The sequence below is a fragment of the Segatella baroniae B14 genome, from assembly GCF_022024235.1.
Classification (GTDB): Bacteria; Bacteroidota; Bacteroidia; order Bacteroidales; family Bacteroidaceae; genus Prevotella; species Prevotella bryantii.
The window spans coordinates 377,623-391,855 of record NZ_CP091800.1 but is presented as its reverse complement, the minus strand read 5'-3'; the positions used below and the strand labels follow the sequence as shown (position 1 = coordinate 391,855).

General features: G+C 39.8%; 10 protein-coding genes. 2 read left to right on the top strand and 8 right to left on the bottom strand.

The window, feature by feature from the left end:
* The first annotated feature begins 12 nt into the window (after positions 1–12).
* A complete protein-coding gene (locus L6469_RS11830) occupies positions 13–1,182 on the top strand; it encodes a retropepsin-like aspartic protease (protein WP_081456359.1) in 1,170 nt (389 codons plus the stop codon).
* 1,488 nt (positions 1,183–2,670) lie between these two features.
* On the opposite strand, the gene L6469_RS11825 is transcribed toward L6469_RS11830, so the two are convergent.
* The 5 genes from L6469_RS11825 to L6469_RS14835 form a co-directional block, all read right to left on the bottom strand.
* Positions 2,671–3,951, bottom strand: coding sequence for an ATP-binding protein (locus tag L6469_RS11825; RefSeq protein ID WP_039871302.1), 1,281 nt, complete (start codon positions 3,949–3,951; stop codon positions 2,671–2,673).
* Positions 3,952–4,573: 622 nt separating this feature from the next.
* Positions 4,574–5,749, bottom strand: coding sequence for an efflux RND transporter periplasmic adaptor subunit (locus L6469_RS11820; protein ID WP_006283823.1), 1,176 nt, complete (start codon positions 5,747–5,749; stop codon positions 4,574–4,576).
* Positions 5,750–5,758: 9 nt separating this feature from the next.
* The gene (locus tag L6469_RS11815; RefSeq protein WP_006283822.1) at positions 5,759–6,988 is read right to left on the bottom strand and encodes a TolC family protein; all 1,230 of its coding nucleotides are present in this window, start codon (positions 6,986–6,988) and stop codon (positions 5,759–5,761) included.
* Positions 6,985–10,137 (bottom strand): efflux RND transporter permease subunit, encoded by a 3,153-nt coding sequence (locus L6469_RS11810; protein ID WP_006283821.1) that lies wholly within the window; start codon positions 10,135–10,137, stop codon positions 6,985–6,987. The genes L6469_RS11815 and L6469_RS11810 overlap by 4 nt, the downstream gene beginning before the upstream one ends.
* Positions 10,138–10,219: 82 nt before the next feature.
* Complete coding sequence (locus L6469_RS14835; protein WP_074803003.1) at positions 10,220–10,579, bottom strand: DUF6769 family protein; 360 nt, start codon at positions 10,577–10,579, stop codon at positions 10,220–10,222.
* Positions 10,580–10,795: 216 nt separating this feature from the next.
* Here L6469_RS14835 and L6469_RS11805 point away from each other — a divergent pair, with 216 nt between their 5' ends.
* Positions 10,796–11,197 carry a hypothetical protein gene (locus L6469_RS11805; RefSeq protein ID WP_143007220.1) on the top strand — a complete coding sequence of 134 codons (402 nt, stop codon included), beginning with the start codon at positions 10,796–10,798 and terminating at the stop codon, positions 11,195–11,197.
* A gap of 139 nt (positions 11,198–11,336) precedes the next feature.
* Here L6469_RS11805 and pstA read toward each other — a convergent pair whose 3' ends face one another.
* The 3 genes from pstA to L6469_RS11790 all read right to left on the bottom strand — a co-directional run bounded on the left by pstA (position 11,337) and on the right by L6469_RS11790 (position 14,222).
* The gene (gene pstA, locus L6469_RS11800) at positions 11,337–12,182 is read right to left on the bottom strand and encodes a phosphate ABC transporter permease PstA (RefSeq protein WP_006283819.1); all 846 of its coding nucleotides are present in this window, start codon (positions 12,180–12,182) and stop codon (positions 11,337–11,339) included.
* Between the two features lie 31 nt (positions 12,183–12,213).
* A complete protein-coding gene (pstC, locus tag L6469_RS11795) occupies positions 12,214–13,098 on the bottom strand; it encodes a phosphate ABC transporter permease subunit PstC (protein WP_006283818.1) in 885 nt (294 codons plus the stop codon).
* A gap of 137 nt (positions 13,099–13,235) precedes the next feature.
* Positions 13,236–14,222, bottom strand: a complete 987-nt coding sequence (locus L6469_RS11790) for a PstS family phosphate ABC transporter substrate-binding protein (RefSeq protein WP_006283816.1) — start codon at positions 14,220–14,222, stop codon at positions 13,236–13,238.
* Positions 14,223–14,233 lie beyond the last annotated feature (11 nt).

Here is a 14,233-nt window from a genome sequence, read left to right as displayed (position 1 = left end):
CGTATTATTGGTATGAGAGTTCTATTTTCTTTACTGTTATTTTATACTCTACAAAGTTCATTGCTATTTGCTGCTACCAATACAGAGCTTCTTTTATCAAAAAAGGGATTTTGTGATACGATAAAAATATCATATATTAATGGACATATTTATGTTCCCGTAAAAATAAATAATAAGGAATACAAGTTCCTATTTGATACTGGAGCTCGTGATTTCATGTTGGATAGTGCGAATGGAAATATCGTAAAGGAACAGCAAGGTAGTATTCTATTTGGCGGATTTGACAAGAGGAAAAACAAAACCGAATATGGTTTTATGCGTGAATTCCAATTGGGAAGTGTTTCTATCTCCAATTATAATTATGTAGTTATCAATGTGGGCATGCCATTAAACTGTGATGGCATGTTGGGAGCTTATCGCTTGATTGAAAATGGAATTTCGGTAAAGATTAATTTACAAGACAGTTTGCTCGTTTTGACCGATATTAAAAATGTATTCGACAAAGAAGACGGTTTCGAAATTCCTTATAAAAATAAGTTGAACGTACAATTTTCTATGTCATATGGATGTAGTGGATGGGCGATGTTCGACACAGGAGCAAATTCATTTATGCGTGTTGATAAGTCTGAGTATTATGACAAATCCGCTAGTGGGAAAAGTGGAAATTTGTTTATGGAGCAGATAGAATGGAGAGATATAGGAAGTGCCGCTAGAGGTGCTAATGGACTCGAGAAGCCAAATGAACAAATATTCATGAAACTAAAAGAACTTAGACTTGGTGAAGGAATATTTTGCGAAATACCTATTAAAGCGGCTTTTGGAGGAACATTGATAGGAAGTAGAATTCTTGAATATGGAAATATCATCATTAACCCTGAAAGAAAGAAATTGATCTATCAACCTTATGCTTCGGGAAAAGTTGTTCGCATAGAAAAGAAAAATGATGATGTTGTATATTCCTGGGAGAATGGCAACTTATATGTTTCCATGATAAATACAAATAGTGATGTTTACAAACAGGGACTTAGAAAAGGATTTTGTTTGACCGAATATAATAATTATCCAATAGCGGGTGTGAATGATTATCTGAACGCTAAGGAAAAATCTAGCAAGGATTTGACTTTTTCTGCGAAATTTAAGAATGAAACAGGAGATATAATAGAAATTTTGATTAATAGGTAAGCCTATTCTTCATATTTTTATTCGTTTCGGAATCTATCTGCCTTTATGGTATAAGATAAATGTATTCTATTTTTATGAAATCATATAAAGATATAATCAAATGTGTAAAAGATTAAAGAAAATCTCGCAAAGCACGCTAAGACGCAAAGTCATTAAGAATATAAAGCCTCTACAAAAAAATCCGTATGTCTCCACAAAATAACGGATACTCTAAAAATCTTTGCATCCTAAAAAAAGCTTTGCGTCTTTGCGCTCTTGGCGTGAGATTTTACATCAACTACTCTGTAACTTGCCTATTCGACGCAACTATGCCGGAAAAATATCTTGGATAAAAAAATCTCGCAAAGCACGCTAAGACGCAAAGTTATTAAAGAATATGAAGCCTATACAAAAAAATCCGTATGTCTCCACAAAATAACGGATACTCTAAAAATCTTTGCATCCTAAAAAAAGCTTTGCGTCTTTGCGCTCTTGGCGTGAGATTTTACATCAACTACTCTGTAACTTGCCTATTCGACGCAACTATGCCGGAAAAATATCTTGGATAAAAAAATCTCGCAAAGCACGCTAAGACGCAAAGTTATTAAAGAATATGAAGCCTATAAAAAATTAGATTCTTAAACTCTTCGCGCACTAAAAAAAGCATTGCGTCTTTGCGTTCTTGGCGAGAATTTTTGACATGAACGGCTCTGTAATTAGCGAATTCGTCGCAGCTGTGCTGGAAAGACTTAAATTCGCGAATTTTACGGTAGTTTACATCTACCTGATTATCAGGAGGTTACGCAGTATCATTTTTACCAATTGGAAAATGGGTGGCAAAACCCAAGCTCCTAGGGTGTAAAACCTTAGAGTTTACTCGATAAGACCTATGACTTTACGAGATAAACCCTAAGCTTTTACACCCTAGGAGCTTGGGTTTTGCCGGAGGTGGGCGTTAACTGCAGTCGCTAGGTACCAAATGGGCTGACCAAAAGTTGAAAATTTTGAGCTAGATGACGATTTTTCGTGACACTGTTTTTTGTCAAATGATTTAACAAAATACCAGTGTAGAAAATCTCATGCTAAAAAATCTCACAAAGATTACATTTCTGACTGCATGCATTCGAATCCTGAACGTATGTACACTATACACAATCATAAAGACACCACGCACATGTCTCTATCTCTATCACCATTCCCAATAAATTACGAAAGTATAATATTGACTATCTAAAAGTATGATGTTTACGTGATAAAAGTATGATGTTTATTCGATAAAAGTATAGTGGTTACATGATCATACTTTTATGGGGCACTTACATAGCTTTGAACAAAAAGAAGAATAAAAATGAAGGTGTGCCACTCTTAAACCAATAAATAGTAAAAACTACGAATCTTCATCGTAATTTTTACTATTATGAGAAGATTTCGCAAATGTACAAATATTTTCGGATAATAGTAAATTTTAATTCTCGAAATTAAGGTAATACCATACTTTTTAGAATCAAACTAAACCATATATAAAGGCATACACAGCAACTGCTCTTGACGTATATACGGCAGCATGCTATATCGACGTCCTGTAATATCAGGATGTCTTTGCAGAAAGTTCATTAAAGAATTTGCTTTTACATTTTCTTCTGCTTTAACTTCTATTGGTACTATATTACCTTTGGCCTCTATAAGAAAATCCATTTCTAAACGGCTATCATCAGCAGAAAAATAAAAAATAGGTGCAACACCTTCGCTTTTAAACTGTTGTAATACATACTGCTCTGTCATACCACCTTTATATTCTGTAAACTTATTATTTTTGATCAATATTGTAGCAGGGTCAGCTTTTACCATAGCACCAAGCAAACCCACGTCGACCATATATAATTTAAAAACACTTACATCTTCATAGATTCCTAAAGGTGAAGCCGGTTTTGTACATCTTGATACTTTATATACTAAACCTGCATCAACAAGCCATTGAATTGCTAGTTCATACTCCTTGGCCCTTGCTCCTTTCTTGATTACACCATAAATAAATTTTTTGTTCTCTTTGAATAATTGCGACGGCATACTTTTCCATACCTGACGAATTCGGGGAACCAAATCCTTAGGAGCATGCTTCGAAAAATCTTTTTCGTAGCCAACAAGAATATTCTCTTGTATTTTTCTTACCTCTTGCAGTCCTGCAGTATCTATATATTTTTTTACCGCTTCAGGCATTCCACCAACATAATAATATTGGCGAAGAAGATCTACATATTTTTCATGTATCAAATTAGTGGTTTGATAGTCTTTTGCATCAAGCAACTTGCACATTTCATCCTCACCTTTAGCAAGAAGGAACTCACGAAAGTTCATAGGATAAACATTTATTTCATCCACTTTCCCAACCGGATAAGAGACTCCTTCGTGCAAAGAAATTCCCAATAAAGAACCCGCTACAGCAATATGATATTGCGGAGCTTCTTCCCTAAAATATTTAAGCGCTTCAATTGCTTCTGGAATATCCTGAACCTCATCAAGAATTATAAGCGTATCCCCTGGGGTAATATCTACTCCTGTTATTGCACACAACGCACGTAAGATTCTTTCTACATCAAAATCTTGAGCAAACACCTGCCGAACAAGTTCATTCTTTCTGCAAACAATATATGCCTGTTTCTTGTATTCCTTTCGGGCAAGTTCTTGTAGCAGCCAAGTTTTACCAACCTGACGCGCACCATTTAGAATCAGAGGCTTCCTATCAGCACTATTCTTCCATTCTATAAGCTGTTTTAGCACTATTCTTTCCATAACAATAACACTTTTCGACACATAAATTCGCTGCAAAGTTACACTTTTCGACACATAAAAACAAGTATTTACTACACTTTTCGACACATAAATTCGCTGCAAAGCTACACTTTTCGACACATAAAAACAAGTATTTACTACACTTTTCGACACATAAATTTACTACAAAGCTACACTTTTCGACACATAAAAAATTAAATTGATAGCTATACAATCGACTAATACAACAAAAAAGAAACCGAATTCCTTCTATTCGAAGAAATCCGGTCTATATATTTTGTTTTTAAGAATTTGCTTGTAAGGCTGTCATATAACATCGACAGCTACTTTACCTTTTTTACTTGTTAGCAGCGATATTGTTGTTTACGTTTACTGCATTTGCTGCTACTGCTACTACTACTGCTAAAACTACCATTAATGTCATCATAATTATTATCCTTTCTACATCTTTATGAGACCCCTATTGGTCTCGTTATACTTTCTTTTATTTCTTTTTTACACTGCAAAGATACGCATTGTGTACGAACACACCAAACAATTCTATGTTTTTCAGCACATTTTAGGTGTATTCTTGACATGTATCAAGGATCAATAGTTATTTCGACTTAAAAAGGGGTAAGGATTAATCATCCTCACCCGTTTCAGCTTTCTTCATCTCTGACAATATATAATAAGCTCCATTCAAAGCAAACTGTGCATGAAGACTCTGTTTATCTATCAGTTTCAGCTCTACATAGCCGTTTTCTTCTTTCCCCGTGTTTACCTCTACAGGATGAAAAGTGTAAGAGCCCTTACCTCTACTTACCGTAAAGGCATAGGTCTTACCTGCATCAGAGACTATACCCTCTGTAGACAGGGCATACATCTTGTGCGCATCAGAGGCTATTTTTCCACAAAGATAGAGCCCCTCAACAAACTCATATTTCGGTCCTACTATTGTAGCACGTACATGAGCTGCTTTCGGACTATTGTCGAATATTCTGCCTACAGAAGTTATCTTGCCCGTAAATTTATCGCCACAGCCAGACTTCAGTTCGAAATTAACCTTCTGTCCTACTCGTATCTTGGGTAAATCTTTCTCAAATACCAACAGATCTGCATAGATATTACTAAAATTCACTATATGAAACATCGTCATCTGATTATCGACATACTGTCCGATTTCAGCCGAAATCTCTTCTATAGTACCGGCAATCGGTGCACGAAGGGCGATAGCTGTTACTGTTTTACCACGGACTATAGATGCCGGATGAATGCCCATCATGCGAAGTTGAGCACCTGTCGTACGAAGTTGTCCCAGAAGCAGACGATACTCTGAAAGAATCTGTTGATAATCTTTACCAGAACCAATCTTCTCACTGTAGAGTTTACGCTGACGTTCATATTCCTTACCTACATAAATAAGACGATTATAGGCGTCAAGATAGCGGTTCTGTACGTCGAGTAAATCGGGATGAGAGAGCAGTGCCAATACCTGTCCCTTGGTCACTTGCTGTCCTTCTCGTACAAGTATCTGTTTTACATTACCACCGGTATAAGGAGATACCGAAGCTTGACTTTGAGGAGCCACAGCCAACTTGCCATTGGCTTCAATCTCTCCTGAAAATTCATGGGTAGGTAAAGCACCAAAAGTTATACCCAACTTCTTCACTTGTGCATCGGTTAGGGTAACATCTGTTACTTCTGACTCGATTTCGGAAGTTTCCTCTTCTTCCACTTTATTCTCCTGATTAGATGAATTGGTACAACTTGTCCATGTCATGGCGACAAGTGTCATATATAGAAATATTTTTTTCATTTTGATAACTTAATAATATAGCATATTCATACGGTTGCTGAAATATTCGCGATAGGTATCCCAATAGTCGAGTTGCACCTTGATACCCTCCTTTATATTTTGGATAAAGTCCATATACGAGATAGCTCCCTGTTGGTAAGAACGGATAGCGACACGTTGTAATTCATTGGCCAAGGGTAATTCCACTTCACGATAATAGTTCAGTTGCTCACTCCATTTTTCATCACTGGCCTTGAGGGTCTGCAGTTCACTTTGTAACTGCAATTGGGTTTGTTCCAGACGAGCTTGCTCGGCTTCACGCTGCAATTGCCCTGATTTAGCTTTTGCACCCCGAGTTTTGCTAAATAGCGGCAGGCTCACCCCTACCTCATACTGCCAGTAACCCGACTTATCTCCTATTTTTTGGGCGCCCCCCTGTACATACAGTTTAGGCAGAAATTCAGCTCTTTCAGCTTTCATCTGCTGCTCAGCAAGCCTTACTTTCTCACGAGCCAGACTCACACTGGGGTGCTCTGCTAATCGAGCATTACTTTCATCTGGCAGAATGAGTTCTTTCGGACAATAGGAAGTCTTTTCACCTAACCAACGGTTTAGATTTTGCAGCGCTATCTTCTCATTCATCAGCGCCTGTCGCATCGCCAACCTATTTTGAGAAGTCTGCTGGTGAGCACTGATATATTCCAGTTGAGAAGTTGCCCCTGTTTCATATCGCCATTTAGCTGCCTTTTCGAAGTTACTATATATCGAATCCAGATGCATATATACCTGTGTACGATGGTGTGCCACCAATGCATGAATATAGTCAATACCCACCTGGCGCATGATCTCACGCTCCAACACTTGCTCTTCAGCTTCAGCCACCTTGACCTGTTGCTGTAGGAAACTTTTCTTGGCTCCAATACTGAAGATATCGAAATTTTGTCGCAGAGCAATAAGCGTGTAAGTTGCTTCGTTACCTTTACCGATTTCTTCCCCCCCCGTAGAGAGTTCGGTTTCACCCAGATCGAAAGCTGATGGTGTAAGCGCCTGCTGACTCTGCGTATGGAGTCTAGCAGCTCGCATCGACGGATAATTTTTAAGGGCAATGTCTTGAGCCTCTTTCAGTCCGATGCTTTGGATATTGAGCCTATTCTTATCCAAGGTCTGAGCAGATAATCCGAGGCCAGCAACAAAGAAGCCCCCCAAGAAGACGATAGCCTTCAATATTATCTCATGATATGTTAATACAGAATACTTCATATTTTTTTGTTTTTACCGACTTTTTCTTCGAGTGTATATAATATAGGTACAATGACCAGTGTGAGAACAGTAGCCGTCAAGAGTCCACCGATAACAACGGTTGCTAATGGGCGCTGCACCTCTGCTCCTGCAGATCCGGAAATGGCCATAGGTAAGAATCCGAGCATAGCAGCTGTAGCCGTGATTAGGATAGGTCGTAATCGCTCACGAGTACCCTGAATAACGCGCTGGCGAATATCGCTCATACCTTCTTTTTGCAAAGTGTTGAAACGGTTGATCAAAACCAATCCGTTAAGCACTGCTACACCAAAGAGTACAATAAAGCCAACACCAGCCGAGATACTAAACGGCATACCTCTTAAAGCCAAGGCCAAAATGCCACCGATAGTAGCGAGTGGTACCGCTATATAGATCATGAGAGCTTGCTTCACTGATTTTAGGGCAAAATAAAGCAATACAAAAATGAGCAGTAGGGCTATCGGCATCACAATAGTCATACGATCGCGTGCATCCTGAAGATTTTGGAATTCACCTCCGTAAGTAATATGATAGCCAATAGGCAACTTCAACTGTCGGTCTATCTTATGTCGTATTTCGTCTACAAGCGACTGTACGTCTCGACCACGCACATTCACCCCCACATAGATGCGTCTCGAAGCTTTGTCACGGCTAATCTGCATAGGTCCAGGCTCATAACTGATATCAGCAACTTCTTTCAGAGGAATGAGCGATCCATTGGGCAGGTCAACATACAGATTCTTAATATCCTCGATGCTCTTGCGTTCTTTCTGATCCAAACGAATCACCATGTCAAATCGCTTTTCGCCTTCAAAAATAACTCCAGCTTTAGCTCCTGCAAAAGCTGCACTTACATAGTTGTTAAGTTTGTCAATGTCAAGTCCATAACGGGCGATACGTTGTCTATCGTATTTCACTGTGATCTGTGGCAAACCGGCTGTTCGTTCTAGAGCGACATCTTCAGCACCATCTATCTTTGAAACAATATTAACAATCTTTTCGCCAATAATATTCAGCGTATCGAGATCTTCGCCATATACCTTCACTGCTATATCTTCACGCACACCAGTAAGGAGTTCATTGAATCGCAAAGCCACTGGCTGTGAGAAAGAATAGTTCAATCCTGGAAGGGTATTTAACTTCTCAAGCATTTTCTCGATTAGTTCTTCTTTTGTCTTGGCATTTTTCCACTTACTTTTATCCTTTTCGAGTATCACAAATGAGTCGGTATAGTCGAATCCCATCGGGTCGGTCGGGATATCAGCAACACCAATACGGGCACAGATTGTCTTGATTTCTGGGAAATGCTTTAACAACAGACGCTCCACTTCCTCCTCACGCTTAATGGTTTCTTCAAGCGAACTACCAGGACGGAGAAATGTCTGCATAGCGATATCGCCTTCATCAAGCTCTGGAATAAATTCACCTCCCATCCGACTAAAGATAAAGCCTGATAGCGTAAAGAGTGCAATAGCTATACCTAACACGAAGCGATTATGCGAAAGTGAAAAATGAAGTACAGGTTCATATATACGCTGTATACGAAGCATTATACACTCACTGTAATGTTTCAAGCTATTCTCCATACGCACAATACTATTGCGGGAATGCCCCACCGGTCTGAGCAAGAGACTACTAGCCACTGGTACATAGGTAAGACAGAGTATTAGAGCTCCAAGCACTGCAAAAGCGAAAGTGTACGCCATAGGCTGAAACATCTTGCCACTTACACCTGTAAGAAATAATATCGGGGTAAAGACGATAAGGATAATAAGTTGTCCGAAAAAGGCAGACCCCATCATTGTGGAAGCCGATTCATAACTAATATGGTCCATATATTTAGAATCGACTTTTTCACCGTGATGATGTACAAGATGGTCTATCCTGTGTACAATACCTTCCACAATAATCACCGCACCGTCTACGATGATACCGAAGTCGATAGCACCCAAACTCATCAGATTAGCCGAGACATGAAAAATGCGCATCAAAATAAATGCAAACAACAGGGCCAGTGGAATTACTGATGCCGTAATGATACCACCTCGTACACTACCCAACAACAGTACAAGTACAAAGATAACAATAAGTGCACCCTCTATAAGATTTTGAGCAATGGTACTGGTAGTACGCTCTATCAAGTTGCTACGATCAAGAAACGGTTTTATCTGAATATCAGTTGGCAAACTCTTCTGAACTTCCTCGATACGGGCCTTAACAGCCTTGACTACCTGATCAGAATTAGCATCCTTAAGCATCAAGATCATACCACCTACAGCCTCATGTCCGTTTTGGGTAAACGCGCCATAGCGAACCTGATGCCCGAAACGAACATCCTCTGCTACATCACTAATAAGCACTGGTACACCTTCCTCATTTTTTACAACGATATTTTTGATATCATCAATCGATTTCACGAGTCCTTCGCCACGTATAAAACTCGCCATGTGGTCTTTCTCGATATAGGCGCCACCAGTATTCACATTATTTTTAGAGAGAGCTTCAAATACCTCTTGCATCGATACATGACGAGAATTTAGCTGTTCTGAACTAAGGGCAATTTCATACTGTTTGATACTACCACCAAACGAGTTGACATCTACCACTCCAGGAATCATAGCAAGTTGTCGCTTAATTACCCAATCTTGCATTGTACGCAACTCTTGAGGGGAATATTTTGCGGTATCTTTAGGTACAAGGGTATATTGATATATCTCGCCCAAACCGGTGGTAATCGGTCCCATTTCTGGTTTACCGAACCCTTCTGGTATCTGTTCTTCTACTTCATCGAGTTTCTCCTTCACCAACTGTCTTGGCCGATAAGTACCCATGTCTTCGCGAAAGACAACCGTTACCACAGACAGACCAAAACGGGATACAGATCGGATATCCTCTACACCCGGCAGATTACTCATAGCAAGCTCTACAGGATACGTTACAAATTGCTCGATATCAAGCGTTGACAGATTAGGTGATGACGTAATCACCTGCACCTGATTATCTGTAATATCAGGCGTTGAATCCACATGAATGGTACGCATGCTGTATAGGCCGCCACCGATGATAGCAACCAATAAGAGCAGTACCATAAACTTGTGGTTTATGGAAAAATGAATGATTTTAGTAATCATATTTACTGCTAAAAAAGTATTTCAAATAGTTTTTATCGTATATTCACGCACATGCTATCACATGTACATTCTACAATTAAAACTATAACGGAGGAGCCCGTAAAGAATGGAAGCCCCGTGTTTGGGGAGAATGGTAGAAAGTTGATACTTCTGCATATGCCACTCGGACTGCAGACTGCATCAAGGCTTTCCGTGATAAAGTTCGGAAAAAGGCATAAAGGGGAACAAAACGCACTGAAACATGTGTCTGTCTCGACACAGAATCATCGGCCTGAATAGTAAGCATATGCTTGATGCAACTCGAATCATGCTCTGCCTTATGATCAGCATGTTCTACCTCTATACATATCTCATCATCATGATGGTGATGAGGTATCACTGTGGTTAGCAACATCAAAAAAGTTGCCAACACCAGATGGTATATATAGAGAGCCTTTTTCATTTTTCGATTGCAAAGATATCATTTTCTTTTTGCAACTCGGTTGCAAAAGGCAAAATAGATGATAATAATCATATATCTTCTACTTTATTCTCTAAAATATTTGGACAGAAGAAAATATATATATAATTTTGGAAAAAAATATAAGAACTGTCTATTCGTCTTCCGATTGAACTTTATATACAGCAAATTACTCGGACTTAATAATTATAAACCAAGATGAAATCGATTATACGAACTATTTTACTGATGCTCTGCCTTTTATGCAGTACATCGTGCGACAAGTTAGAAGATTCGGGAGCCATTAATGATGCCCTACCCGGACTTTGGATACTTGATTACGAGTTACTCAACAATGATACATCGATAGAAGTAACCTACCGCTACATCGAATTTGACGAAAATGGCAAAGTTACTTTGAAGGGCGACAACACAGAGGCTACGGGAACCTATCGAGCAGGTGATGCTGCCATCTTTATCACCTATCAAGAGAGTGATGGATCTGAACGTAAACTGGTATGGACTATTCTATCTTTTTCAAATGAACAGCTCATAGCTGAAAGCGAGATTACAGCAGACAACGGAAACACTTATGATGCCGTAGTGACACTAACCAAATAATCTACAATAAAGAGTATAAACAGAAAACATTCGATACTTTTCGTTTTGGATTATAAACAATCAGGTATCTCTATAATAGAGATACCTGTCAGGATAAGTACACCCCATTCACTCTCAATGGGATATGATATAAAAAGGACTAAATTTTATTTTTGGAAAAGCGGTTGAGTACGAAACGACCGGCAAGACTAAGAATAAGCACAATAATCGTTAGGACTACGGCTGCGGCATAGGCTCTGTCCTGCACTTCTTGTTGTGGAGCACTCAGTTGGAAAAATACACTCAGTGGTAAAGTTGCTGCAGGACGTGAAAGACTATCGGGTATATTATCAGAAAAGCCTGCTGTAAACATTACCCCTGCAGCATCACCGATAGCCCTACCGATAGAAAGCAGGGTGGCTGTTGCTATCGCCGGTGCAATCTGACGTACCACGATACCAATGGTTTCCCAACGGGTAGCTCCTAACGAGAAACTGGCTTCGAGCAAATCTTTCGGAATACTCTTGGCTACCTCGTCCATAGATCGGATGAATATTGGAATGATAAGTAACGTAACTACGATAATACCTCCTAAAAGTGAAGCACGAAGCCCCAAGAGTACCATGATGGTAAAACCGAAAGCACCATACACGATGGAAGGGATACCGAAAAGCATATCATAACCTAGACGGGCGATAGAACCAAACTTACTGTCTGGTTTGAGATATACATTGAGATAGAATACTACTGGTATAGAAATCAGTAAACCGATAATGGTAGACCCTCCTACTATATATACAGAACCCATAATGGCATTAAGAAATCCACCCTTACCGCCAATATAGAAGCCACCACCCGGAGTTGAAGTTATCATTTCCCAAGTAAGTACAGGCAGACCTCGACTGAATACAGAGAAGATTACACTCAGCACAAAATAGAGTATCAATACTGCCGACAGATACATCAACGACTTGGCTATTTTTTCTTCTATGACACTACGAATCATAAACTTTCACTTTTTAAAAATGCATAATAGGTTACTGTTTAAACTTGCGGAGTACTAATCGTGAGAACAGATTAAATACAAGAACCACAAAGAAGAGTATGAAGGCCGCAAACATGAGAGCTGACTCATATAATGGCATGGACATCATCTCGCCATAGGCATTGGCTATAAGCGCCGGAATCGGATAGAAGGCATCGAGTATCGAATTAGGTACGATAGCCAAGTTTCCGCAGACCATCAGCACAGCGATAGTTTCACCCAACGTACGACTTACAGCCAATACTATGGCTGCTATAATACCCGGAAATGTTTTACGCAAAATAACGTGGATGGTGGTTTGCCAACGAGTAGCACCTAACGAGAGAGATGCCTCACGATACTCATTACCCACATTAGCAAATAGCTCGATAAAAAGACTTACCAACAGTGGTAATATCATTACACCGAGTACTACTGCGCCTGCCAACACCGTATATCCACTGGAAGAGCGTCCCAACGCTGGAGCTACGACACCAGACACCCAAGGCACGATGAGCAGCGTACCCCATACACCATAAATCACAGATGGTAAACCTGCTAGAATATCGAGCAGAGGATAGATAAATCGTCGCACCACACTGCGGGAATATTCTGTAAGATAAATAGCCATGAAAAGCGATATCGGTAGAGCGAACGCTACAGCCAGCAGGGTTACGCTGAGGGTTCCCATCAGAAATGGGAAAAAACCAAAGCGACCACTCATCGGTTTCCATTCTGACGATGAGAGTAAAGTCCATACAGACTCCTTTTCGAGAATAGGCACCGACTTCAGGTAGAGACCTATTCCCATCGCTACGACAAGAAACAGGGAGGCGATGGTGAGTACTGCCATCACCTTACCTGCTATTTTATCTTTCCATAATCGTGTATTATTCATCCGTAATAAATATAATAATTTACTGTGTATCCGATGGCCAGTGTAAATATGGCCTTGAAGAATACGCTTAAAAACTGTTTCATATTTCGTATAGGTTTACTGTATGGCTACATCTAGTGGGGTGTATAAAAGTAGCCTTATTTGAGTTTCTTCAAACTGCTCTGCAGTTTTTCCTGGCTGATGGTGATATATCCTTGACCCTCGTTAGACTTCTGACCCTGCGTAAGCACATACTTGAGGAAGGCTTTTACTACAGGACTTTTAGGTATGCCATGAGCCACCAAATAGAGGTCTCGTGCAGGAGGTGAAGGGTATTTACCATCAGCTATCGCTTTTACAAGTTGAGAACGGTCAGCATAGAAGTTTTCGTCATCATCGATTTTTCCATTTTCGTTAACATCGATTGGCAAAATGGCAATACCTGGATTAAGTTTACCGCTTTTGCTATCGTAAGCATAACCGATATTGTTAAGACCTATACCATTCTGATCTTTCTGTACAGCAGATGCCACACCTGGATCACCAAACACGCCAGTACCTTTCAGGTCTTCCTGTTTCTTACCTAAGTATTTAGCCCAAGTCTCAGCAGCACCACAAGCATCACTTCGTGTATACACACTCACCGCAACCTTACTGCTATTGCCTGCTATCTGACCCCAAGTTTTAGTCTTACCTGTAATCCACAAATCAACAAAAGTCTGACGCTTGGCACCTTTGACTACTAAATCTTTATATACAGGATTCTTGGCATTTATTGTTGGTACCACTGCATCCTTAGCAACAGCGAACCCTACAGCACCACGCTCAATTTCAGAAGCATCAAGATCACGACTTACCATACCCAAATCCACCACATCAGAAAGAGCATCGGTAAGTCCCTTACCTGCTCCACCTGCAGAGATATCAATGGAAACGTGCGGATGGAGTTTCTCAAAATCGTTAGCCCATTTTACAGCTAAAGGATAGAGGGCAAAAGCACCAGACAAAGAAATATTACCTGATAGTTCTTCGCCCTTATCACCTGAGTTATGCTTACTATTTGTGTTTCCGCCACAAGCTACAGCGCCTAGGCCGATGATTGCTATCCATGCTAAACTGGCTATGTTTACAATAATTTTTCGCATATTTACTTCCT

Excerpts from the sequence above, each read along its gene's own strand:
- L6469_RS11830 (WP_081456359.1), top strand. The coding sequence starts at position 13 with ATGAGAGTTCTATTTTCTTTACTGTTATTTTATACTCTACAAAGTTCA.
- L6469_RS11825 (WP_039871302.1), bottom strand. The coding sequence starts at position 3,951 with ATGGAAAGAATAGTGCTAAAACAGCTTATAGAATGGAAGAATAGTGCT.
- L6469_RS11820 (WP_006283823.1), bottom strand. The coding sequence starts at position 5,749 with ATGAAAAAAATATTTCTATATATGACACTTGTCGCCATGACATGGACA.
- L6469_RS11815 (WP_006283822.1), bottom strand. The coding sequence starts at position 6,988 with ATGAAGTATTCTGTATTAACATATCATGAGATAATATTGAAGGCTATC.
- L6469_RS11810 (WP_006283821.1), bottom strand. The coding sequence starts at position 10,137 with ATGATTACTAAAATCATTCATTTTTCCATAAACCACAAGTTTATGGTA.
- L6469_RS14835 (WP_074803003.1), bottom strand. The coding sequence starts at position 10,579 with ATGAAAAAGGCTCTCTATATATACCATCTGGTGTTGGCAACTTTTTTG.
- L6469_RS11805 (WP_143007220.1), top strand. The coding sequence starts at position 10,796 with ATGAAATCGATTATACGAACTATTTTACTGATGCTCTGCCTTTTATGC.
- pstA (WP_006283819.1), bottom strand. The coding sequence starts at position 12,182 with ATGATTCGTAGTGTCATAGAAGAAAAAATAGCCAAGTCGTTGATGTAT.
- pstC (WP_006283818.1), bottom strand. The coding sequence starts at position 13,098 with ATGAATAATACACGATTATGGAAAGATAAAATAGCAGGTAAGGTGATG.
- L6469_RS11790 (WP_006283816.1), bottom strand. The coding sequence starts at position 14,222 with ATGCGAAAAATTATTGTAAACATAGCCAGTTTAGCATGGATAGCAATC.